Consider the following 23,106-nt stretch of genomic DNA (forward strand, 5'->3'; position numbering starts at 1 on the left):
TCGGAGCGGGCAGAAAGGGTGGAGGACCGCACGCCGACGCAGCGCCGAGGAGATCGTGATGACGACGGACCGACTGACCGTGCAGAGCCGAGACGCGGATCTGCGCCGCATGGCGCAGGAGGGCGTCGACGTCCTCGTCGTCGGCGGGGGCGTGACCGGGGCGGGGATCGCGCTGGACGCGGCCGGGCGCGGACTCTCCGTCGGGCTGCTCGAGGCGCAGGACTGGGGGGCCGGCACCTCCAGCCGGTCGAGCAAGCTCGTCCACGGGGGGCTGCGCTACCTGCAGATGCTCGACTTCAAGCTCGTCGCCGAGGCCCTCACGGAGCGCGGCCTGCTCATCGACCGCCTCGCGCCGCACCTCGTGCGGGCGGTGCCGTTCCTCTACCCGCTCGAGAAGCAGTGGGAACGCCCGTACGTCGCTGCCGGCGTGGGCCTGTACGACCTCCTCGCCACCGTCGGCACCGACAACCGCGCGGTGCCCACCCACCGTCACCTCGGGGCCAAGGGCATGAAGGAGGCGTTTCCGGGCATCCGCTCCGACGCGGCGATCGGCGCGATCAAGTACTACGACGGCCAGGTCGACGACGCCCGGCTCGTCCTCGGCCTCGTGCGCACGGCGCGCCAGTACGGTGCCGCCGTGGCCAACCGCGCCGAGGTCGTCGAGCTGACGACGAACCCCCAGGGCCGGGTCGACGGGGCCCGGGCCCGCGACGCGGAGTCGGGGGAGGAGTTCCACGTGGCCGCCGGCACCGTCGTCAGCGCGGCCGGCGTGTGGACCGAGCGCACCCAGGACCTCGCGCAGGCCTCGACCGGGCTCCACGTCCTCGCCTCGAAGGGCATCCACATCGTCGTGCCGCGCGACGCGATCGACGGGCAGAGCGGGATCATCCTGCAGACCTCGTCGTCGGTCCTCTTCATCATCCCGTGGTCGCGCTACTGGGTCATCGGCACGACCGACACGGCCTACCACGAGGACCTCGTGCACCCGGTGGCCACCGCGAAGGACATCGACTACGTCCTCGAGCAGGCCAACCGGATCCTCGCGCGCCCGCTGACCCGCGGCGACGTCGTCGGCACGTGGGCGGGGCTGCGGCCCCTCCTGCAGCCGAAGGCGAAGGGCGACGGCGGCTCCTCCAAGGTGTCGCGGGAGCACACCGTCATGGAGTCGGCCCCCGGGCTCGTCTCGATCGCCGGCGGCAAGCTGACGACCTACCGGGTCATGGCCAAGGACGCGATCGACTTCGTCCTCGGCAAGGAGGTCGCCGCGCAGCGCCCGTCGCTGTCGCACACGACGCCGCTCGTGGGCGCCGTCGGCTTCCCGGCGTACGCCACCCGGGCCGACCAGGTCGGCGCCGCGTACGGGTGGGACCGCTTCCGAATGGCCCACCTGCTGCACCGGTACGGGTCGTCGCTGCCGGAGCTGCTCGCCCTCGTCGACGAGCGCCCCGACCTCGCGCGCCCGCTGGAGGGGGCCGACGCCTACATCCGCGCCGAGATCGTCTACGGGATGACGCACGAGGGGGCGGCCCACCTCGAGGACCTCATGGTGACGCGCACGCGCCTGACCTACGAGGTCCGCGGCCACGGGCTCAGCGCCATCGACGAGATCGCCGATCTCGCCGCCGAGACGCTCGGATGGGACGACGCCCGGCGCGCCGCCGAGGTCGAGGCCTACCGCGCCCGGTGCGCCGCCGAGGACGAGGCGTCGCAGCTCACCGACGACGAGGACGCCGCGGCCGTCCGGGGCCGCCGCGGCGACGTCGCGCAGGTCCTCGCGACGAACGCCGAGGCGCCGGACGAGTCCGCCACCGAGACCGACCCGAGCACCCCGGGGGAGGCGGTGCGCTAGCCGACCCGACGCCCGGCCGTTCGGGCCGTCCTCCGTCCGACCCCAGAAAGGTCCCACCGTGAACGCACTCGCCACCGCCGCCGAGGCGCCGCTGTCCCTGACCCAGGTCTTCGCCTCCGAGGTGCTCGGCACCGCGTTCCTCACCCTCTTCGGGGTCGGGGTCGTCGCCGGCGTCCTGCTGCCGAAGTCGAAGTCGTTCGACTCCGGGTGGATCGTCATCACCTTCGGCTGGGGACTCGCCGTCTTCGTCGGCGTGTGCGCCGCCTGGCGCTCCGGGGCCCACCTCAACCCGGCGGTGACGCTGGGCCTGCTCGCCTCGGGAGCGGAGGAGTACTCGAAGGGGGGCGTCCCGGTCACGCTCGGCAGCACGCTCGTCTACCTGTCCGCGGAGATGCTCGGGGCGTTCCTCGGAGCCGTCGTCGCCTGGGCGGCGTTCCGCAAGCACTACGACGAGGAGTGCGACCCCGCGCTCAAGCTCGCGACGTTCAGCACCGGCCCCGAGATCCGCTCGTACGGCTGGAACGTCGTCACCGAGATCATCGGGACGTTCTCGCTCGTCTACATCATCCTCACGTTCGCGCACACCCCCGCCGAACTCGGCCCGCTCCCCGTGACGTTCCTCGTCCTCGCCATCGGCATCAGCCTCGGCGGGCCGACCGGGTACGCCATCAACCCCGCCCGCGACCTCGGCCCCCGCATCGCCCACGCCGTGCTCCCGTTCCGGGGCAAGGGCGGCAACGACTGGGGCTACGCGTGGGTCCCGATCGTCGGGCCCATCGTCGGCGGCGTCCTCGCCGGCCTCCTCTCCCGCATCTTCTGACCGGGCCGCACCCGCGCCGGTACCTCGCACCACGCCCCACCACAACGACGTGAAAGGCCGCTCATGAGCACCTCCGACACCCAGTACGTCCTCGCCATCGACCAGGGCACGACGAGTTCGCGGGCCATCGTCTTCGACCACGACGGGTCGATCGTCTCGACGGGGCAGCTCGAGCACGAGCAGATCTTCCCGCGCGCCGGGTGGGTCGAGCACGACCCCCTCGAGATCTGGAAGAACACGCGAGAGGTCGTGGCCCGCGCGCTCGCGGACGCCGAGATCGACCGCGACCGGATCGAGGCCGTGGGCATCACCAACCAGCGCGAGACGGCCGTCGTCTGGGACAAGAACACCGGAAAGCCCGTCTACAACGCGATCGTCTGGCAGGACACGCGCACCGGCAAGATCTGCGACCGGCTCGCCGGCGACGACGGCCCCGACAAGTACAAGGACCGGGTCGGGCTGCCGCTGGCCACCTACTTCGCGGGCCCGAAGGTCGCGTGGATCCTCGAGAACGTCGACGGCGCGAAGGAGAAGGCCGAGTCCGGCGACCTCCTCTTCGGGACGACGGACAGCTGGGTCGTGTGGAACATGACCGGCGGCCCCAACGGCGGGGTCCACGTCACCGACGTGACGAACGCGTCGAGGACCATGCTCATGAACCTCGACACCCTCGACTGGAACGAGGACATCTGCGCCGACATGGGGATCCCCGTCTCGATGCTCCCCGAGATCCGGTCGAGCAGCGAGGTGTACGGCGAGGGCCGCGAGAAGGGGCCCCTGGCCGGCGTCCCGATCGCCGGGATCCTCGGCGACCAGCAGGCGGCGACGTTCGGGCAGGCCTGCTTCGAGGTCGGCATGGGCAAGAACACGTACGGGACCGGCAGCTTCCTGCTCATCAACACCGGCACCGAGATCGTCCGCTCCGAGCACGGGCTCCTCACGACCGTGGCCTACCGGATCGGCGACGCCGACCCCGTCTACGCCCTCGAGGGGTCTATCGCCGTCACGGGTTCGCTCGTGCAGTGGGTCCGCGACAATCTCGGCCTCATCAAGGACGCCGCCGAGATCGAGACCCAGGCCAAGAAGGTGGAGGACAACGGCGGCGCCTACTTCGTCCCGGCGTTCTCGGGCCTGTTCGCGCCGCACTGGCGCTCCGACGCGCGCGGCGCTCTCGTCGGCCTCACGCGCTACGTCAACAAGAACCACCTCGCCCGGGCCGTGCTCGAGTCGACGGCCTTCCAGACCAAGGACGTCGTCGACGCGATGAACGCCGACGTCGACGGCAAGCGGGCCGAGCTGAGCGAGCTCAAGGTCGACGGCGGCATGACCGCCAACGAGACGCTCATGCAGTTCCAGGCCGACCTGCTCGGGGTGCCCGTCATCCGCCCGAAGGTCGTCGAGACGACAGCGCTCGGCGCGGCGTACGCCGCCGGTATCGCCGTCGGGTTCTGGAAGGGTGAGGAGGACGTGACGAAGAACTGGTCCGAGGACAAGCGGTGGGAGCCGCAGATGGACCCCGCGGAGCGCGACCGCCTCGTCCGCAACTGGCAGAAGGCCGTGACGAAGACCTTCGACTGGGTCGACGACGACGTCTCCTGACGCGCCGGGGGTCCGGTCGGCGCGGCGGGGCGGGTGGTTGAATCGACGACATGTCCGATTCCACCCCCGCCTCGCTGCCCTGGATCGAGCGGCTCGTCGCCTTCGACACGACGAGCCGCAACTCCAATCTCGAGCTCATCGACGCCGTCGCCGACGAACTGCGCGGCCACGGCCTCGAGCCGCACGTCTTCCCCGACGACGAGGGCCGCAAGGCCAACCTCGTCGTGACGGTCCCCGCGGCCGACGGCTCCCGCTCCGGGGGCGTCATGCTCTCGGGGCACACCGACGTCGTCCCCGTCGACGACCAGGAGTGGAGCAGCGACCCGTTCCGGGCGCAGATCCGCGACGGCCGGCTCTACGGCCGGGGCACGTGCGACATGAAGGCGTTCAGCGCCGTGGCGATCAGCCTGCTGCCGCGGATGGTGTCGGCGCGGCTGCGTGAGCCCATCCACCTCGCGCTCTCCTACGACGAGGAGGTCGGCTGCGTGGGCGGGGCCCGGATCGTGAAACAGATCGCCGACCTCGGCCTCGCTCCCTCGGCGTGCATCGTCGGTGAGCCGACCAACATGGCCGTCGTGCGGGCCCACAAGTCCATCAACCTCGTGCGCGTGACGTTCACCGGCGTCGCGGCCCACTCCTCGCTCACGCCGCAGGGCGTCAACGCCGTCGAGCACGCGGCCCGGTTCGTCACCCGCGTGCGCGACATGGCCGACGCGTGGCGCGAGCACGGACCGTTCGACGACGCGTACCCCGTTCCCTACACGACCTCGAGCGTCAACGTCGTGTCCGGCGGCATCGCGACGAACACGGTGCCCGACCGCTGCGTCGTCGAGCTCGAGTACCGCTCGATCGCGGCCGTCGACCCCGCCGAGGTCCTCGACCGGATCCGCGGGTTCGCCCAGCAGGCGCAGGAGGCCATGCGGCGCGAGAACCCGGCGGCCCACGTGGACGTCGAGGTACCCGCCCAGGTGCCCGGCCTCGACGCCGACCCCGACAGCCCCGCGGCCGCGCTGGCGGTCGGGCTCGGCGCGCTCGACGACGGCGGCAAGGTCACCTACGGCACCGAGGCCGGGCAGTTCGCGGGCTCCGGCATCGAGACCGTGGTGTGCGGACCGGGCGACATCGCCCAGGCCCACGCCCCCGACGAGTACCTCGAGCTCGAGCAGGTGCAGGCGTGCGAGCGGTTCGTCGCCGCGCTCGTCGAGCACCTCTCGCTCCCGGCCGAGGGCGAGGTGCGCGCGTGAGCTCCCCCGCGGCCGCGACGCCGTCGACCGGGACAGACGCCGCGGGGCGGGCGCGGGCCCGGCGGGCCGTCGTCGCCGCCTCGATGGGCAACGCCCTCGAATGGTTCGACATCATCGTCTACGCCTTCATGGCGCCCGTCATCCAGAAGCTGTTCTTCCCCGCGTTGGGCGACACGCTCGGGCTCGTCGTCACGTTCGGCCTCTTCGGCGTCTCCTACCTCATCCGCCCGCTGGGGGCGATCGTCCTCGGCAGCTACGGCGACCGGCGCGGCCGCAAGGCCGCCCTGACGCTGACCATCGCGCTCATGACGTTCGGCGTCGCGCTCATGGCCTTTGCCCCCACGTACGCGACGATCGGCATCGCGGCGCCGCTGCTCATCGTCGTCTCCCGCCTCGTCCAGGGGTTCTCGGCGGGCGGCGAGTTCGGCTCGGCGACCGCGTTCATGACCGAGAACTCACCCGATCGCAAGGCCTTCTACGCGTCGTGGCAGGTGGCCACGCAGGGCGCGTCGATGTTCCTCGCCGCGACGGCGGGCTTCCTGCTCAACACGGTCGTCTCGCCGGAGACGCTGCTCGCGTGGGCGTGGCGGCTGCCGTTCGTCTTCGGGCTGCTCATCGGCCCCATCGGCCTGTGGATCCGGTTGCACATGGACGACACCCCGGAGTTTCTCGCGGCGGAGACCGTGGATTCCCCCCTGGGCACGACCTTCGTGCGGCACATGCCGCGGGTGCTCGTCGCGGCGATGTGCGTCGGCGTGGCGACGATGAGCGTGTACCTCATCACGTACCTGCCGACGTTCGCGCAGCGCAACCTCGGGCTGCCGCCGTGGAGCGGGTACGCCGGGGCGATCGTGGCCGGGCTCATCGCCCTCGTCGGCTCCCCGTTCGTGGGGCGGCTGGCCGACCGGGTCGGCCAGACCCGGATCATGCTCACGGCCGCGCTCGTCGGCCTCGTCGTCGCGTTCCCGATGTTCGCGCTGCTCACGGGCACGCCCCGGGTGAGCACGCTCATCGTCGCCGAGATCATCCTCGGCGCGCTCATGGCCGCGTACTTCGCGCCGCTGCCGTCGCTGCTCGCGGCGATGTTCCCCGTGCAGATCCGGACGACGGGGATGTCGTTGGCCTACAACATCGGCGTGACGCTGCTCGGCGGGTTCGCGCCGACGGTGCTCGCGTGGCTCGTCACGTACGACCTGCGGGCCCCGAGCTTCTACTACATCGGCGTCGCCGTCCTCTCCATCGTCGGCCTCGTGCTCGCGCGGCGCGTCTACGGTCAGCGCTGAGGCGCGCCGTAGGTCGAACCGCCCCGACAGGGGCGCGGCCGCGCCGCTCAGCGCACGAGGCCGCTCGACCACGCGAGGGCGGCGATCTCGACCCGATTGCGCACGCCGAGGCGGCGCGAGGCGTTGACCAGGTGGGTCTTGACCGTCGCGACCGAGAGGGACAGGTCCGCGGCGATCTCGGCGTTCGTGCGCCCCCGGGCGACGAGGGCGACGACGTCGAGCTCGCGGTCCGACAACCCCGCCAGTCGCGGGTCGGTCGCCGGCCGACCCGTCGGGCCCCGTCGCTTCAGCAACGCCACCGTGACCTCGGGGCTGATGAGCGCGTCGCCGGCGGCGGCCGCCCGCACCGCGGCGAGCAGGATGGGCGGGCCGGCGTCCTTGAGGACGAAGCCGGCGACCCCGACGTCGAGGGCCCGGTCGACGAGGTCGTCGTCGCCGAACGTCGTGACGATGACGACGCGGGTGTCCTGCGCCACGAGGCGGGCGGCCTCGAGACCGTCGAGCCGGGGCATCCGGATGTCGAGGAGCGCCACGTCGGGGCGCAGCCGGCGGACCGCCTCGACGGCGGACGGGCCGTCGTCGCACTCGGCGACGACCTCGATGTCGTCCTCGCCGCGCAGGATCATGCTCAGCCCGAGGCGCACCATCTCCTGGTCGTCCGCGACGACCACCCGGATGGTCATGCCGTCGGCCCCGCGCTCGGCAGGACGGCCCGCACCCGCCAGCCTCCCCCGGGGGCCGGCCCGGTCTCCACGGTGCCGCCGACGAGGTCGGCCCGCTCGGCGATGCCCGTCAGACCCCACCCGGCGCTGCGCGCCGGCCCGGCGGGGGTCGACGCCTCGCGGCCCGGGTCCCGGGGCGACGTCGTCCCGCTCCCGTCGTCGCGCACCTCGAGGACGAGCTCCGGGCCGGTCGTGTCGAGGACCACGTCGATCCGCGACGCGTCGGAGGCGTGGCGGCGCGCGTTGCTCAGCGCCTCGGCGACGATCCGGTAGGCCGCGCCCGCGGTGGAGGCGCTCACCTGGCCGTCCCCGCGCACGTCGAGGTGCGTGCGCGCGTCCGTCGTCGGGGCGAAGTCCGCGACGAGCCGCTCGAGGTCGGCCAGACCCCTCGGGTGCACCGAGGTCGAGCCGGTGCCGCGGGTGTCGTCCCGGGAGGCCGCGACGATCGCCCGGATGTCGCGCAGGGCCCGACGCCCGGCCGCCTCGATGCGGGCCATCGCCTCGTCGTCGGCCCGGTCGTCCGGTTGCCGGCGCACGGCCTGGGCGAGGACGACGATCCCCGTCACCTCGTGCGCGATGACGTCGTGCAGTTCCCGCGCCATCGCCTCCCGCTCCCGGTCCCGGACGTCGAGCCGTTGGCGCGCGAGACGGTGGGTCTGGGCGCGGTGCAGCAGGCCGGCGCCGACCGCCGCGGCGGAGAACAACACCATGATCGGGACGAGCTCGACCGCCGCGGGGCCCTCGAGGAGGGGTGAGGCGGCCGCCACGACGGTGAGGGCCGCGGTGGCGAGCAGGCGGGGGGTGACCCGCCGCCGCGGACCCAGGGGCTCGATCCCGCTCGCCGCGACGCCGGCGACGACCGCGAGCGTCCACGAGGTCGCGACGGGCCAGCGGGTCAGGGCGTCGGGTGAGCGCAGCGCGGCGGCCAGGGCGACCCACACGAGCGCCGCCGCGACCAGCCACGGCGTCTCGGATCGACCCCGGCCGCGGCGTCGGACGGCGAGGCCGACGAAGCCCGCGGCGAGGAGGGCGGCGAGCAGGTCGAGGACGAGGGACGGCTCGGGATCGCGCAGCACGGGATACGCGAGCAGAAGGATCGGCCCGACCACGGCGAGGGAAAGGGCCGGGCGCACCCCGTCAGCTTAGGCGCGCTCCGGGCCTCCACCGTTCGGTTGAGGCGCAGCCACGCCGTTCCGTCCCCGGGCCGACGCGCCCCCGCCCCGCCGCGGGCGAACCTGGAGCCCGGACGAGGGGGAGCATGCGTGCCCTCCCGAGAGCGTGAGGGAGCAGCACATCGTGAGCACGAGCACCGGGGTCGGCACGGACCGCCCAGCGGCGGCCGCGGACCGGCCGGTCGACGGGCCGGCGCCGACCGAGGCGGACGTCGCGACGTCGACGGCGCGCGAGGGCCGCCGGCTCGTCGCGCTCGACGTCCTGCGCGGCATCGCCATCCTCGGCACCTTCGGCATGAACGTCGGGGTGTTCCTCTCCGGCGACTCGGGCGGTTCCCTCACCCCGTTCGACGACGCCATCGGCACCGCCCTCGGCCTCGTCACCGACGGCAAGTTCATCGGGCTGCTGACGATCATGTTCGGCATCGGACTGGAGATCCAGCGCCGGTCGGCGGTGCGGCGCGGCGAGACGTGGCTCGGCAGCTACCCGTGGCGGGCCGCCCTGCTCGTCCTCGACGGCCTGCTCAACTACGTCTTCCTCGTCGAGTACGACGTGCTCATGGGGTACGGGATCACGGGACTCATCGTCTGCGTCGTGCTCGTCGCCTCGCCGCGGGTGCAGGCGTGGGTGATGGGGCTCGGGCTGGCCGCCCACGTCGCCTACTTGACCTACATGTCGCTGCCCATGTGGGGTGCGTCTGCGGTGGTGTCCCGCGGCACGGTCGACCTCCTCCACCGGGATCCGGCCTCCCTGACCCCCGCGCAGGTGCAGCAGGCCGCGGCGGAGCTCGGCCTGCCCCGGGAGGAGGTCCTGCGCATCGCGGCGGAGAACGCCGGAGCGGCCGGGAACGCGGCGGGGACCGACCCGGGCGCGGTCGCCGCGGGCGCCGGTCTGCCCGGCCCCGGGGCCGGGACGACGACTCCGACCGACTCCTACTGGGCCGGGGTCACCGGGCGCGTGGACAACTTCTGGGAGGGCCGCGGCGAGATCCCCATCATGATCCTCATGGGCCTCGGCCTGTTCCTCGTCGGCGCCCACCTGTATCGGGCCGGCCTGTTCGAGGAGCGCGGGGCCCAGTTGCGGCGGTGGGTCATGATCCTCGCGTTCGGCGTCGGGCTGCCGCTGGACTGGGGCACGCGGCTGTGGCTCTCGGAGTACACGATGACCTTCAACCGCTACCTCACCTCGACCCTGGTCTCCTTCGGCCTCCTCGCCGTCGTCGCCGCGTTCTACGCGGGCGGGCGCCGCCCGGGCCTCGTGGGGCGGGCGGTCTCCAACGTCGGCACGATGGCCCTGACCTGCTACATCGGCCAGAACCTCATCGCCTCGGTCCTCTTCTACGACTGGGGGTTCGGCCTGGCCCGCCACATGACGTGGGGGTGTGGAACACCATCGTCGGCTGGCTCGTCGTGAGCGCGCTCCTGCTGCTCGGCAGCGCGCTGTGGCTGCGGTTCTTCCGACGCGGGCCGATCGAGTGGGCCTGGCACGTGTGCCACGCCTGGCTCGTGGCGCGCACGCAGGGCCTGGCCGCGTGGTGGCGGGAGCGGCGGGGCGAGGGGGCCGGCGCCCGATGAGCGGACGGCCCGGGCTCGCACCGACCGCCGGTCTCTTGGGGGACCGGCGGCCGGTGGGGGTCCGGGCCGCTCGGCGTCGCGGGCCCGCCGAGGGACCGTCGTGCGGCCCGCCGGCCGGGGCCGGCAGGCAGGGCCGGGGTGACGGGCCGGCTCAGAAGGGCATGGCCAGGAAGGGGGAGCTGTACCCCTCCACGGCCCGCAGGACCTCGCGCGAGCGCTCGGGCGTCGTGCCCGCGCGGTCCCGCTCGGCCGCGATCATCTCCCGCAGCAGGCCCGTCTCGCCGGCGGTGGCGATGCCCGTGACCTCCGGATGGCCGTCGAGGACCCAGGAGCAGGCGGCGGTGAGGTGGTCCTGCTCGGTGAGCGGCTCGTACCAGGTGGACAGGCGGCGCTCGCCCGGCCAGTTCCGGCGGGCGAACGCCTTGATCGTCATGAGGCCGACGTCGGCGGCCCGCACGGCCGCGACCAGGGCCTCGTAGGCGTCGCGGTAGCCGGGGCGATCGTCGAGGGCGACGTTGAGGGGCGTGAGGACCGTGTCGAAGTCGAAGCGGCGGAGCGCCTCGGCGTGGACGACCGGGGCGTCGTGGGTGTGGCCGGTGATGCCGATGCCGCCCACGAGGCCCTCGTCGCGGGCCCGGACGGCCGCCTCGAGCGCGCCCCCCGGCCCGGTGACCCGGTCGAGGTCGGCGAGGTCGCACACGGCGTGCAGCTGGAGCAGGTCCACGTGGTCCGTGTCGAGTCGCTCCAGCGAACGGTTGATCTGCGCCCACGCGGCGTCACGGTCGCGCTGCCCGGTCTTGGTCGCGAGGAAGACGCGGTCCCGGATGTGGCGCATCCGATGGCCGAGGCGCAGCTCGGCGTCGCCGTAGTCGGCGGCGACGTCGAGGTGGTTGATGCCGGCCGCCAGGGCGAGGTCGAGCGCCTCGTCCGCCACGTCCTGGGACACCTCGGCCAGGGCCGCCGCGCCGAAGACGAGCACGCTGCTCTCGTGGCCGAGTCGTCCGAGTCTCCGGGTCTCCATTCGACGTCTTCCTCTCCGGCGGCCGGGCCGCCTACTCGTCCCCGGTCTGGACGACGTCGTCGAGCGAGTCCGGGTCGTAGTCCTCGCGATCGACCTTAGGCCGCGGCCGGCGCGGTGTCGCGGGGGGCAGGTCGAACAGCCCGCCGGGGTCGGTCGCGAGGCCCGGCCCGGGGTGGGCGGCTCCGCCCGTGTCGGCCCCCGCCGGGTCGTCGTCCTCCGGCGTCGGCGAGCCCGGCGTGGCGGCGGAGGTCTGCCCGGCCGAGAAGGCTCCCGCCACGGCCGCGATCGGCGCGTCGAGCGGCGCGCCCGACCCGTCGCGCCGACCCTGCGCGGGTGGCAACGTGCGGGGCACGCCGTTCGAGGACGCAGCCCGGGCGGGCAGTGGGCCCACCCACGCGAGGACGAGCTCGACCTCGCCGCGGACGAACCGGTGGCAGCGCACGCCCCCGGTCGCGCGGCCCTTGGCCGGGTACTCGGCGAACGGGGTGACCTTGAGGGAGGACGCCGCCGATCGGGCGTCGGGCCCGGCGCCGGTGACCACGGCCACGTATTCGGCGTCGGGCCCGACGGCGCCGAAGAACACGACGTGGGCGTCGGCGGCGAGCTTGATGCCGGCCACCCCACCCGCGGGCCGCCCCTGGGCGCGCACCTTGTCGGCGCCGAACCGCAGGAGCTGCGCGTCGCTCGTGACGAAGACGAGTTCCTCGTTCCCGGTGGCCAGTTCGACCGCCCCGACGACCTCGTCGCCGGCCCGCAGGCCGATGACCTCCCAGTCGTCGCGGCCGGCGGGCACGTCGGGGGTGACCCGCTTGACGACGCCCGCCCGGGTGCCGAGCGCGAGGCCGATCGAATCGGGGGACAGGGTGGTCAGTCCGAGCGCGCGCTCCCCGCCGGCCAGCTCGGTGAACAGCCCGAGTGGGGCGCCGCCCGACAGGTGCGGGGACCCGTTCGTCGGCGGCAGGGCCGGCAGGTCGAGCACGGACAGGCGCACGACGCGGCCCGCCGACGTGAGCAGTCCGACCTCGCCGCGGGCGGTGGCGCGGACCGCGGAGACGACGGCGTCGTGCTTGCCGCGGCCCCCCTCGTTCGACAGCGGCCCCCCGTCGCTCGTGCGGGCGAGCAGCCCCGTGCTCGAGAGCAGGACCCAGCACGGGTCGTCGCCCACCTCGAGCGGCAGCGCCGCCGAGGCGGGGGAGTCGCCGGCCGGGCCGCCGGCGGACTCGAGGAGCACCGTGCGTCGGGGCGTCCCGTGGGCGGCGGCCACCTCGGCGAGCTCGGCGGAGACGACGCCCCGCAGGACGGCGTCGTCGCCGAGGATCTCGCGCAGCCGCACGATCTGCTCGACGAGGTCGTCGCGCTCCTTCTCGAGCTCGATGCGGCTGAACTTCGTCAGCCGGCGCAGTTGCAGCTCGAGGATGTACTCGGCCTGGGCGTCGGAGAGGTCGAACACCTCGATGAGGCGTGCCTTGGCGGCGCCGGCGTCGTCGCTGCCGCGGATGAGCTGGATGACCTCGTCGATGTCGAGGATCGCGACGAGGAGCCCTTCGACGAGGTGCAGCCGGTTCTCCTTGCGCCGCAGGCGGTACTGCGTCCGGCGACGCACGACGGCGATGCGGAAGTCGACGTAGACCCGGAGCAGGTCGAGCAGGCCCAGCGTCTGGGGTCGGCCCTCGACGAGGGCGACGTTGTTGATCCCGAAGCTGTCCTCGAGCGGGGTGAGGCGGTAGAGCTTCTCGAGCACGGCCTCGGGGTTGAACCCGTTCTTGACCTCGATGACGAGGCGCAACCCCTGCTTGCCGTCGGTGAAGTCGTCGAGCCCGCTGATGCCCTGGAGCTTCTTGGCGCGGACGAGCTCCTGGATCTTCGTCGTCACCTTCTCGGGGCCGACGAGGTAGGGCAGCTCGGTGACGACGATGCCCTTCTTGCGCGGGGTGATGTTCTCGATGCGGCACGTCGCGCGCGTGCGGAACGTGCCGCGGCCGGTCCGGTAGGCGTCGCGGATGCCGTCGAGCCCGATGATGCGCCCGCCGCCGGGCAGGTCGGGGCCGGGCACGAAGCGCATGATCGCGTCGAGGTCGGCGTCGGGGTGGTCGATGAGGTGCCGCGCGGCGCCGATGACCTCGACGAGGTTGTGCGGCGGCATGTTCGTCGCCATGCCGACGGCGATGCCGGCGGCTCCGTTGACGAGCAGGTTCGGGAACGCCGCCGGCAGGACGCCCGGCTGGGTGAGCTGGTCGTCGTAGTTGGGGACGAAGTCGACGGTGTCCTCGTCGAGTCCGGCGACCATCTGCAGCGCGGCCGGCGCCATGCGCGCCTCCGTGTACCGGGAGGCGGCCGGGCCGTCGTCGAGGGAGCCGAAGTTGCCGTGGCCGTCGACGAGCGGGAGGCGCATCGTGAACGGCTGCGCCACGCGCACGAGGGCGTCGTAGATGGCGCCGTCGCCGTGCGGGTGGTACTTGCCCATGACGTCGCCGACGATGCGGCTCGACTTCACGTGCCCGCGGTCCGGCCGCAGACCCATGTCGTGCATCCCGTAGAGGATGCGACGCTGCACCGGCTTGAGCCCGTCGCGGGCGTCGGGCAACGCCCGCGAGTAGATGACGGAGTACGCGTACTCGAGGAACGCGCCCTGCATCTCGTCCTCGACGTCGATGTCGACGATCCGCTCCTCGAAGTCGTCGGGGAGGGTGGGCTCGCTCGTTCGCCTGCGCGCCATGCTCGGTGCTCGTCCTCTCGGTGGGCGGCGGTGCTCGACCCCCCATCCTCGCCGATGCCCGCGGTCGGTCCGCGCACGGCTCGCCGGGGGCTCCGATCGGACCGCGGCCGGCCGGCCGCCGGGTCGTCAGCGGCCGCAGGTGAAGTCCGGCCTCGCGACGAAGCGCGAGGACGCGGTCTCCTTCGGGGTGACCTGCACCACCGTGACCTTCGTCCTGCCGTGGGCCAGCGTCCAGGCCTGCGATGCCGTCTCGACGGGGCCCATCGGCGCCCGCCCGACCTCGACCGGCGTGCCCGGCGAGGTGCGGCGGGCCAGGTCCAGGACGGCGACGCGCGGCGTCATCCCTCGTCCTTCGGCGCCGGTGTCGAGCTTCGCCATGGCGGGGCACCACAGCTGCGGCGGTCCCCCGAGCGTCGTCCCGTCGGTGTCGACGACGTCCGGGGTGTCGGCGGGTGCGGCCCGCGATCCTGCCGTCCCCCGGTCGCAGATCCGATCGGGCGCCGCTTCGTACCGATTGGGCCCCAGGGGCCGGACCGACACGACGGTCGCGACGGTGCCGGAGGTCGCGCCGGTGACGTCGATCGTCCACGTCTGCGTCGCCGATCCGACGTAGCCGACGGGGGCGCGGCCGATGGCCGCGACCGGCCTGTCGGTGTTCATCCGGGCCGAGAGGGCCTCGACCGCCCCCCGCCGGGTCGTGCCGGTGGCGGGCCCGACGACCCAGGACGGCTGCGCGATCCCGCCGAGGCAGACGAGGTTGCCGGCGCCGCCGAGCCAGGAGCCGCCCGGATCCACGACCTGCAGGTCCGCCGAGCTCGTCGGCGCGGTGCCGGTGACGCTGCAGCTCAGGGTCACCTTCCCGGGCGTCGCGTCGACGACGACGTCGCTCGTGCCCACGGGGACCGACCCACCGCCGTCAGGCGTGTTGAACAGCGTGCCCGGCACCGCGGCCGTCACCCGCAGGTGCACCCCGTCGCGTCGGGCCCGCACGACGGGTGTCGCCACCCGGATCCTGCCGGTGGAGCTGCAGGTCACCGCGCCCGTCTCCGGTCCGCTGACCCTGCCGGGGGCCATGGGACGGTCGGCGTCCGGTGCCAACGGGAAGGACGGGTCGCTGCTCGCGGCCGTCGGGGCCGCCGTCTGCTCGGGCGATCGAGCCTGCAGCTGCGCGAACGCCCCGACGGCCAGGGCCAGGCAGGCGGCGACGGAGGCGGCCATGAGGGGCACGGCCCAGCGGGGGCGTCGCGGCGTCGACGCGGCGGCGTCGCGCGCCGGGAGGGGGCGAGACGTCGCGGACCCTTCCAGGACGCGGTCGACGAGGCGCGCGGCGTCGACGCGGTCCTCGTCCGTCGGACGAAGGGCGGCCCGAAGGCGGGCGTCGGCCCGGGTGCCGCGCGGGTGGGGATCGGTGGGGATCACGGCTGCCTCGCTTCGACGGTGAGCGCGTCGCGCAGGTGCGCCAGCGCTCGGGAGGACTGGGAGCGCACGGTGGCGACGGAACACCCGAGGGCGGCGGCGATCTGCGCGTCGGACAGGTCGTCGACGTGGCGCAGGAGGACGACGGCGCGCTGCCGGGCGCCGAGGCCGGCGAGCGCGGCCTGCAGTTCGGAGCGGTCCTCCACGGCGTGCCCGGGATCGACGGACTCCGGGGCCGCGGCCAGGCGCAGCCGCCTCGTCTCGCGGCCCGCGCTGCGCCGGGCCGCCAGGTGCCGATGGACGAGGGTCCGCACGACGTACGCCCACGGATGCTCCATCGCGCCGATCGCGTCCCAGCGCTGGTAGGCGACGAGCAGGGCGTCCTGGGTGAGGTCCTCGGCGAGCTCACGCCGGCCGGTCAGGAGCGTGGCGAAGCGCAGCAGGCGCGGGGCGTGCTCGCGCGCCCACTGCTCGAAGTCGAGGGTCGCGGTAGGTGCCGCGACCGACGGGAGGCCACTCTCCATACCCGTTCAATGTCGCCGACGGCCCATCCGTTGCACGCGGACGCGCCGAGACACAACAGAGGCGCTTCACCGGGACCGCACCGGGCGTCGATCCGGGGACGACGGCGACGCGAGGCCGATCACGTCGAGCTCGAGGCACTGCGGCCGGTCGACCCGGCGCGTCGCTCAGCGGGGCGGCATGCGCAGTGCGCCGTCGAGGCGGATGACCTCGCCGTTGAGCATGGGGTTGTCGACGATGTGCGCGACGAGCGAGGCGTACTCCTCCGGCTTGCCCAGGCGCGAGGGGTGGGGGACGCCCGCGGCCAGCGAGTCCTTCACCGCGTCCGACATGCCGGCCATCATCGGCGTCTCCATCGTGCCGGGAGCGATGGTGTCGACGCGGATCGCCTTGTCGGCGAGGTCGCGGGCGGCCTGGATGGTCAGGGCGGCGACGCCGCCCTTGCTCGCCGAGTAGGCGGACTGGCCGAGCTGGCCCTCGAAGGCCGCCACCGACGCCGTCATGACGACGACGCCGCGGTCGCCGTCGACCGGCTCGTTCTCCGCCATGGCCTGGGCGGCGAGGCGCAACGTGTTGAACGTGCCGACGAGGTTGATGTCGACGACGTCCTTGAACAGCTGCAGGGGGTGCAGGCCCTTGCGGCCCAGGATGCGGGCGCCGGGGGCGATCCCGGCACACGCCACGGCCACCCGCAGGGTGCCCAGCTCGGTCGCGGCGGTCACGGCCGCCCCGAGCCGGTCCTCGTCGCGGACGTCGGCGGCGACGAACCGGGCGCGCTCGCCCAGCTCGGCCGCCAGGGCGGCACCGTTCGACGACTCGAGGTCGACGAGGACGACGGACGCGCCGCCCTCGTGGAGGCGGCGGGCGGTCGCGGCGCCGAGGCCGGAGCCTCCACCGGTGACGAGGGCGACGTCGGTCGCGGTCAGCTTCATCGCAGGCCTTTCGGGACGCGGTCGGGGGAGCGGTGCGGTGGGGCGGAGGCGTCGGGACCGCGGTGCGATCCTCGTGCGGGCCGGTCGGCAGGAGGCCGGTCGGCCGACGCGGGTCAGGCGCCGAGCTGCTCGGTCAGGAGGTCGCTCACGGCGGCGGGGTCGTCGAGCGTCAGCAGGGCCTGCCGGAACGAGGGGCGGGTCAGGCGCCGGGCGAGCTTGGCGAGCACGGCGAGGTGGTCGGTGTGACCGGAGTCGGGGACGGCGATGAGGAACACCAGCCGCGTCGGCCCGTCGGGTCCGCCCCAGTCGATGCCGTCGGCGCTGCGCCCGAACGCCAGCCCGGCCTTGCGGACGTGCGCGCTGCGGCTGTGGGGGATCGCGACCGCGCCGGGGAGCGCCGTCAGCATCTTCTCCTCACGGTCGCGGACGTCCGCCAGGAACGCGTCGAGGTCGCTGAGGCGGTCGTCGTCGAGCAAGGACTGCGCCAGGATCTGCGTGGCCTGCACGCGGTCGCCGGCAGCGAGGTCCAGGTGCACGAAGGCGGGAATGGTGAGCGGCATCGGCTTCCTTCGACGGTGATCGTCCGGCCCGGGACGGGCGGTGACGGGGCGGTGACGACGGATGGTGCGCACCACGGTGTGACGGCCGGACCGGGTCAGCTTAGGCGGAAACCCGAGCAGGGTCGCGTGCGTGGGGGGTCTGCGGACGTCGCGCCCGCCCCGGCCGCAGCGCCGGCGACGTCACCCGTCACGTTCGTCGGCGCCCTCGACCGGTGATCCGGTGGGACCGGTCAGGCCCTCGCTCGCGGCCAGGGGGCGGCCGAAGCGGCCCACGTGGAGTCGGTCGCGGTCGGGGCGCCGCCGCGTGTGGGAGCTGCCGCCCGCGCGCCGGGCGTCGGCGGCCGGGTGTCCCAGGGCGAGCACGCCCACGAGGCGGCGGTCGGCCGGGGCGTCGAACTCCGCGAGCACGCGGGCGTGCCGCCGCGTCGGCACGCCGAAGAAGAGCGCGCCCCACCCCTCGTCCACGGCGGAGAGCAGCACGAGCAACGCGCCCATCCCCGCGTCGACGTCCCAGTAGGGGAAGGGCGGCGGTCGGTCGGCCTTGTCGGGGCGCGCGTAGCGGTCGCGGTAGGCGCCCGGGTCGGCGAGGACGAGCACGAGGGCGGGCGCGGCGCTCACACCGGCCAGCCACGCGTCGGCCGGTCCGGGCCGGTCCGAGGCCGCCGCCCAGAATCGGGCCCGGTCGTCGGGGTGGCGGAGCACGAGCAGGTCGAGGCCCTGGCTGAAGCCTGCGCTCGGCCCCCGCAGTCCGCGCGCGACGATCCGCCGGAGCGCCTCCGGGTCGAGCGGGGCGTCGGGGTCGAACCGGCGCACCATCCGGCGGCGCCGCACGACCGCCTCGAACTCCATCCGGTCACCTTCTCACCCGGGCCGGGACACCCGGCACGGGGCGGCGCGGGGCCGGGAGGTCCCCCGGGCGCCCGGCGCGGATCGGGCCGGGGGCGGGCTTGCCCCGTCGTGAGGGACCCGTCGTGGGACCATGGCGGCATGGACGACGCGCGACCGGTGGGGGATCCGGCAGGGCAACAGCCGAGGCGGACCGGGCAGTCCGAGCAGCCCGACAGAGCCGGCCAGGGGGCGGCCGCCGCGGGCGATGCACCCGCCGCGTCGCCGGGAACGGGGGAGACGGCGCCCGCGGCCGGCGGCCGACCGGAACCGGCGCCCGGATCGGCGACGCCGCCCGGAACGCCGACGGCCTCGGAGCCGGTCCGGGTCGATCCGACCCCGCCGGGCGAGTGGGAGGCCGACGTCGTCCTGCGCGACGGATCGCTGGCCCGCGTGCGTCCCATCACCCCGGCCGACGCGCCCGCGGTCCACCGCTTCCACGACGCGCAGTCGGCGGAGTCGGTCTACCTGCGCTTCTTCGCCCCGATCAAGCACCTCTCCGAACGCGACGTGCACCGCTTCACCCACGTCGACCACGACCAGCGGGTCGCGCTCGTCGCCGTCGTCGGCGACGACATCATCGGGATCGCCCGCTACGACCGCCTCGACGACCCGACCGTCGCCGAGGTCGCCTTCAACATCTCCGACCACTTCCACGGCCGCGGGGTGGGATCGGTGCTGCTCGAGCACCTCGCCGCCATCGGCAACGAGGGCGGCGTACGCCGGTTCGTCGCCGACGTGCTCCCGCAGAACCGCAAGATGATGAAGGTCTTCACCGACGCGGGCTACCAGGTCGAGCACCACTTCGACGACGGCGTCATCTCGGTCTCGTTCACGATCGAGCCCACCGCGGAGTCGCAGGCCGTTCAGCTCGCGCGCGAGCACCGCGCCGAGGCCCGCAGCATCGGCGCACTGCTCAGCCCCTCGGTCATCGCCGTGGTCGGCGTGAGCCGCCGCCCGGAGGCCATCGGCTCGGTCGTCCTCGACGCGATCCTCGACGGCGGGTTCACCGGCACCGTCCACGTCGTCAACTCCGAGGCGAGGACCTTCCGCGGGCTGAAGGCGGTCCCGCGGGTGAGCGACATCCCCGAGACGGTCGACCTCGCCGTCGTCGCCGTGCCCGCCGAGGCCGTCCTCGACGTCGTCGACGACTGCGGCGCGGCCGGCGTCAAGACCCTCGTCGTCGTCTCCTCCGGGTTCGCCGAGACCGGCCCGGAGGGGGAGGAGCGCCAGGCCGGGCTGCTGCGCCGGGCCCGCGCCCACGGGATGCGCGTCGTGGGCCCCAACTCGATCGGGTTGGTCAACACCCGACCCGACGTGCGCCTCGACGCGACGACGGTGCGGATCGCGCCGCAGCCGGGGACGGTGGGCCTGTACGCGCAGAGCGGGGGCATCGGCGTCGGTCTGCTCGATCAGGCCTCGCGGCGGTCGATGGGCGTCAGCGTGTTCGCCGCCGGCGGCAACCGCATCGACGTCTCCGGCAACGACCTCATGCAGTTCTGGATCGACGACGAGCACACCGAGGTCGTCGGGATGTTCCTCGAGTCCGTCGGCAACGCGCGCAAGTTCAGCCGCATCGCGCGCCAGCTCTCGCTGCGCAAGCCGGTCGTGTGCGTCACCTCCGGCTCGGGCCGGCGCGTCCCGCCGGGGCACCGCGCCCGGGCCACCCGGGTCGGGTCCGCCGCCTTCGACGCGATGCTCGAGCAGGCGGGGGTCATCCCCGCCGCGTCGATCCACCGGCTCCTCGACGTCTGCGAGTTCATGAGTCACCAGCCCCTGCCCGCCGGGTCGCGCCTCGCGGTCGTCGGCAACTCGCCGGGGCTGGCGGCGATCATCGCCGACTCGGCGGCCCAGGCCGGGCTGCGCGTGACCCACGGGCCCGTCGACCTGCCCACGGACGTCCGGGCCCGCGACGTCGTCGTCGCCGTCGAGAAGGCCCTCGCCGACCCCGAGGTGGACACGGTCGCCGCGTGCTTCGTCGCGCCCCTCGCCTCCGGCGAGGAGGAGGTCGCGGCGGCGTTGTCGCACGCGTCCTGGGGCTACGACAAGCCGTGCATCAGCGCCTTCATCGGCACCCGCGACGTCAACCCGGTCATGCGCCGGACGGGTCGGCTCGTGCCCGGTTCCCAGGCGGGGCGCCGCGTCGTGCCCGTCCACGACTCGCCCAACTCGCTCGTCGAGGTCGTCGCCGCGGCGGCGACGTACGCGGCGTGGCGGGACGCCGACCACGGCGAACGCATCCGACCCACGGGGATCGACCGGGCCGCCGCGCAGGCCCTCGTGGCCCGGGTCCTCGCCGAGGCCCCCGACGGACGCGAGCTCACCGACGACGAGGCGAGCGACCTCCTGCGCTGCTACGGGGTGCACGTCTGGCCCCGCGTCGCGGTGGCTGACGCCGACGCCGCGGTCGCCGCGGCGGAGGAGCTCGGGTTTCCCGTGGTCCTCACCTCGGCCATCCCGAGCGTGCAGTCGCGTCCCGGGGCGGGCGGCCTGCGCGCCGACCTCTACTCGGGCGCCGCGGTGCGGGAGGCGTTCGCGTCGCTGAGCACCCACCTCGCGGCGTTCGGGGACCCCCGCATCCGGGTCCAGAAGATGCCGCCCCACGGGGTCGGCACGGTGCTGCGGACGACCGAGGACCCCCTGTTCGGACCCGTCGTCAGCTTCGGGCTGTCCGGGGCGCCGTCGGAGCTCCTCGGCGACGTGGCGCACCGGATCCCCCCGCTCACCGACGTCGACGTGCACTCCCTGGTCACCTCCATCGCGGCGGCCCCGCTGCTGCTCGGCCGCGACGGGGAGCCCCCGGTCGACCTGCCCGCTCTGCAGGACGTCGTCACCCGCGCCTCCGTGCTCGCCGACGAGATCCCCGACGTGCGCTCGATGGTCCTCGCGCGGCTCAACCTCCACCCCGGCGGCGCCGACGTCCTCGGCGCCAGGGTCGAGGTGGCCCCCGCGGACGCCCGCACCGACGCCGGACGGCGGGCCCTGTCGTGACGCGCCCCGCGCCGCGCCCCCGCGGCCCGGCGGCCCCGGTCGGGGATGATGGAGCCATGAGGACCCCCGCATGAGCCCCTTCCGCTCCGGTGAGCGCGCGTCGCTGCCGGCGTCGCTCACCCGCGACATCGAGCGCGCCGGGTACTACCCCGCGCTCGTCCGGGACGTCGTCGCCACGGCCCTCGCGGGCGACGACATCACGGCGCACCTCGTGCACCAGGAGACGACGTTCGACCACGACACGGTGCGGCGTCACGCCACCGTCCTCGCCCTCACGCAGGCGCGGCTCGTGGTCGTGCACGCCGACGACGACGACGGCGGGGTGGGCTCGGCGACGGCCACCTCCGAGAGCGTCCCGCTCAGCGGCGTGCGGGGGGTCATGCTCACCCACGTGGTGGCCGAGCCGTCGAGCTACGAGCCGGGGCGGCTCGGGCACGAGCTCACCGTGACGATCGGATGGGGCTCGGTGAGCCGCATCGACCTGCTCCCCGCGACGTGCGGCGATCCGCAGTGCGACGCCGACCACGGCTACGAGGGGACGCTCACGGCCGACGACATCAGCGTGCGCGTCAGCGCGGTGGCCGACGGCGAGGACGCCCTCGCCCGGGCCACCGCCTTCGCGCACGCCCTCCAGGCCGCCATCGCCCGGTGACCTCCGCGCCGCAGGGCCCGTCCTACGACCGCGGGGGCCTGGCCGCCGTCCTGCCGTCGGTGGCGGCCGCCCTCGGGGTCGCTCCGGCCGAGCTCGGGCGGGACGCCGACGGGCTCCTGCCCCTGGCGCCGTCCCGCAGCGCGGTCGTCGTCCTCGTCGACGGACTCGGCGACGAGCTGCTGCGCCGCCGCGGCGGCCACGCCCCGTTCCTGCGCTCCCTGCTGGCCGACGGGCGGCGTCTGACCGCGGGGTTCCCGACGACGACCGCCACGAGCATGGCGACGTTCGGGACGGGGCGTCCGCCGGGCGCCCACGGGCTGGTGGGGTACGAGGTGCTCATCCCCGGCGCCGACCGGGTCTTCAACGAGCTGAGCTGGAAGGACGGGCCCGAACCGCACGTCTGGCAGCCGCACCGGACGATCTTCGAGTCCGCGGCCGCCGCGGGGATCCACGTGACCCGCGTCGGGCCGCGGTTCTTCGACGGCTCCGGCCTGACCGAGTCCGCGCTGCGCGGCGGGGCGTTCCTCGCCGGATCGACCCTCGCGGACCGCGTCGACGCGACGCTGTCGGTCCTGCGCCGTCCGGGCGGCCACCTCGTCTACCTGTACTGGGGCGACGTCGACAAGATCGGGCACGAGCACGGGTGCGCCTCGTGGCAGTGGGGGAACGAGCTCGAGGCGGTCGACGCCGAGCTGCACCGCCTCGCCCGGTCCCTGCCCGGCGGCACGGCCCTGCACGTCACGGCCGACCACGGCATGATCGACGCCCCCTCCGAGACGCGCCTGGACGTGGCCCACGAACCGGTCCTCGCCGCGGGGGTGCGGCACGTGGGTGGGGAGCCGCGCTCACCGCAGCTCTACTGCGAGGAGGGCGCCGCCGACGACGTCCGCGCCGCCTGGGCGCAGACGCTCGGCGCCGACGCGTTCGTCTCCACGCGCGAGGAGGTCGCCGACCTCGGCTGGTTCGGCGGTCTCGAGGACCGGGTGCGGCCCCGCATCGGCGACGTCGTCGTCGCGATGCGCGGCGCCCGCGCCGTCGTCGACTCCCGCGTCCACCGCCCCCAGGTGCTGCGGCTGCTCGGCGTCCACGGGTCACTCAGCCTCGACGAGGTGTCGGTGCCGCTGCTGAGCGTGCCCGCGCGCTGAGG

General features: G+C 74.3%; 19 protein-coding genes. 10 read left to right on the plus strand and 9 right to left on the minus strand.

Annotated features, from left to right (window positions below; genetic code table 11):
- The first annotated feature begins 58 nt into the window (after nucleotides 1-58).
- The 5 genes from ICW24_RS06710 to ICW24_RS06730 all read left to right on the plus strand — a co-directional run bounded on the left by ICW24_RS06710 (nucleotide 59) and on the right by ICW24_RS06730 (nucleotide 6,795).
- Nucleotides 59-1,849 (plus strand): glycerol-3-phosphate dehydrogenase/oxidase, encoded by a 1,791-nt coding sequence (locus ICW24_RS06710; protein WP_226344946.1) that lies wholly within the window; start codon nucleotides 59-61, stop codon nucleotides 1,847-1,849.
- A gap of 58 nt (nucleotides 1,850-1,907) precedes the next feature.
- Nucleotides 1,908-2,669: an MIP/aquaporin family protein gene (locus ICW24_RS06715; RefSeq protein ID WP_226344947.1), complete on the plus strand. Its 762-nt coding sequence runs from the start codon at nucleotides 1,908-1,910 to the stop codon at nucleotides 2,667-2,669.
- 63 nt (nucleotides 2,670-2,732) lie between these two features.
- On the plus strand, nucleotides 2,733-4,268 hold the full coding sequence (gene glpK, locus ICW24_RS06720) for a glycerol kinase GlpK (RefSeq protein WP_226344948.1): 1,536 nt from the start codon (nucleotides 2,733-2,735) through the stop codon (nucleotides 4,266-4,268).
- Nucleotides 4,269-4,318: 50 nt separating this feature from the next.
- Nucleotides 4,319-5,512, plus strand: coding sequence for an acetylornithine deacetylase (gene argE, locus ICW24_RS06725; protein WP_226344949.1), 1,194 nt, complete (start codon nucleotides 4,319-4,321; stop codon nucleotides 5,510-5,512).
- Nucleotides 5,509-6,795, plus strand: coding sequence for an MFS transporter (locus tag ICW24_RS06730; RefSeq protein ID WP_226344950.1), 1,287 nt, complete (start codon nucleotides 5,509-5,511; stop codon nucleotides 6,793-6,795). The genes argE and ICW24_RS06730 overlap by 4 nt, the downstream gene beginning before the upstream one ends.
- A 47-nt stretch (nucleotides 6,796-6,842) precedes the next feature.
- Here the strand turns inward: ICW24_RS06730 and ICW24_RS06735 are convergent, their stop codons facing one another.
- Together ICW24_RS06735 and ICW24_RS19660 are read right to left on the minus strand one after the other, a co-directional pair.
- On the minus strand, nucleotides 6,843-7,478 hold the full coding sequence (locus tag ICW24_RS06735) for a response regulator transcription factor (RefSeq protein WP_226344951.1): 636 nt from the start codon (nucleotides 7,476-7,478) through the stop codon (nucleotides 6,843-6,845).
- A complete protein-coding gene (locus tag ICW24_RS19660) occupies nucleotides 7,475-8,650 on the minus strand; it encodes a sensor histidine kinase (RefSeq protein ID WP_226344952.1) in 1,176 nt (391 codons plus the stop codon). Before ICW24_RS19660 ends, ICW24_RS06735 begins: the two co-directional genes overlap by 4 nt.
- 163 nt (nucleotides 8,651-8,813) lie before the next feature.
- On the opposite strand from ICW24_RS19660, the gene ICW24_RS19665 reads away from it, so the two are divergent.
- Entirely contained in the window at nucleotides 8,814-10,103 is a 1,290-nt protein-coding gene (locus ICW24_RS19665; protein ID WP_307781303.1) for a DUF418 domain-containing protein, read from the plus strand.
- Nucleotides 10,070-10,264 carry a DUF418 domain-containing protein gene (locus ICW24_RS19245; protein ID WP_307781304.1) on the plus strand — a complete coding sequence of 65 codons (195 nt, stop codon included), beginning with the start codon at nucleotides 10,070-10,072 and terminating at the stop codon, nucleotides 10,262-10,264. Before ICW24_RS19665 ends, ICW24_RS19245 begins: the two co-directional genes overlap by 34 nt.
- Nucleotides 10,265-10,415: 151 nt before the next feature.
- On the opposite strand, the gene ICW24_RS06750 is transcribed toward ICW24_RS19245, so the two are convergent.
- The 7 genes from ICW24_RS06750 to ICW24_RS06780 form a co-directional block, all read right to left on the minus strand.
- Nucleotides 10,416-11,285: an aldo/keto reductase gene (locus ICW24_RS06750; RefSeq protein ID WP_226344953.1), complete on the minus strand. Its 870-nt coding sequence runs from the start codon at nucleotides 11,283-11,285 to the stop codon at nucleotides 10,416-10,418.
- Between the two features lie 31 nt (nucleotides 11,286-11,316).
- Nucleotides 11,317-14,001, minus strand: a complete 2,685-nt coding sequence (locus ICW24_RS06755; RefSeq protein ID WP_226344954.1) for a DNA gyrase/topoisomerase IV subunit A — start codon at nucleotides 13,999-14,001, stop codon at nucleotides 11,317-11,319.
- Between the two features lie 126 nt (nucleotides 14,002-14,127).
- The gene (locus ICW24_RS06760) at nucleotides 14,128-15,420 is read right to left on the minus strand and encodes a hypothetical protein (protein ID WP_226344955.1); all 1,293 of its coding nucleotides are present in this window, start codon (nucleotides 15,418-15,420) and stop codon (nucleotides 14,128-14,130) included.
- Nucleotides 15,417-15,941, minus strand: a complete 525-nt coding sequence (locus tag ICW24_RS06765; RefSeq protein WP_226344956.1) for an RNA polymerase sigma factor — start codon at nucleotides 15,939-15,941, stop codon at nucleotides 15,417-15,419. The genes ICW24_RS06760 and ICW24_RS06765 overlap by 4 nt, the downstream gene beginning before the upstream one ends.
- 165 nt (nucleotides 15,942-16,106) lie before the next feature.
- A complete protein-coding gene (locus tag ICW24_RS06770) occupies nucleotides 16,107-16,871 on the minus strand; it encodes an SDR family NAD(P)-dependent oxidoreductase (protein ID WP_226344957.1) in 765 nt (254 codons plus the stop codon).
- A 113-nt stretch (nucleotides 16,872-16,984) separates the two neighbouring features.
- Nucleotides 16,985-17,431, minus strand: coding sequence for a PTS sugar transporter subunit IIA (locus ICW24_RS06775; RefSeq protein WP_226344958.1), 447 nt, complete (start codon nucleotides 17,429-17,431; stop codon nucleotides 16,985-16,987).
- Nucleotides 17,432-17,611: 180 nt separating this feature from the next.
- Nucleotides 17,612-18,280 carry a nitroreductase family protein gene (locus ICW24_RS06780; protein ID WP_226344959.1) on the minus strand — a complete coding sequence of 223 codons (669 nt, stop codon included), beginning with the start codon at nucleotides 18,278-18,280 and terminating at the stop codon, nucleotides 17,612-17,614.
- A 138-nt stretch (nucleotides 18,281-18,418) separates the two neighbouring features.
- Between ICW24_RS06780 and ICW24_RS06785 the strand changes: the two genes are divergently transcribed.
- The 3 genes from ICW24_RS06785 (at nucleotide 18,419) to ICW24_RS06795 (ending at nucleotide 23,104) form a co-directional block, all read left to right on the plus strand.
- A complete protein-coding gene (locus ICW24_RS06785) occupies nucleotides 18,419-21,307 on the plus strand; it encodes a bifunctional acetate--CoA ligase family protein/GNAT family N-acetyltransferase (protein ID WP_226344960.1) in 2,889 nt (962 codons plus the stop codon).
- A 70-nt stretch (nucleotides 21,308-21,377) separates the two neighbouring features.
- On the plus strand, nucleotides 21,378-21,959 hold the full coding sequence (locus ICW24_RS06790; RefSeq protein WP_226344961.1) for a DUF5998 family protein: 582 nt from the start codon (nucleotides 21,378-21,380) through the stop codon (nucleotides 21,957-21,959).
- Nucleotides 21,956-23,104: an alkaline phosphatase family protein gene (locus tag ICW24_RS06795; protein ID WP_226344962.1), complete on the plus strand. Its 1,149-nt coding sequence runs from the start codon at nucleotides 21,956-21,958 to the stop codon at nucleotides 23,102-23,104. The genes ICW24_RS06790 and ICW24_RS06795 overlap by 4 nt, the downstream gene beginning before the upstream one ends.
- Nucleotides 23,105-23,106: the final 2 nt, after the last annotated feature.

Origin of the sequence: Agilicoccus flavus, assembly GCF_014857905.1 — a bacterium.
GTDB lineage: Bacteria > Actinomycetota > Actinomycetes > Actinomycetales > Dermatophilaceae > Agilicoccus > Agilicoccus flavus.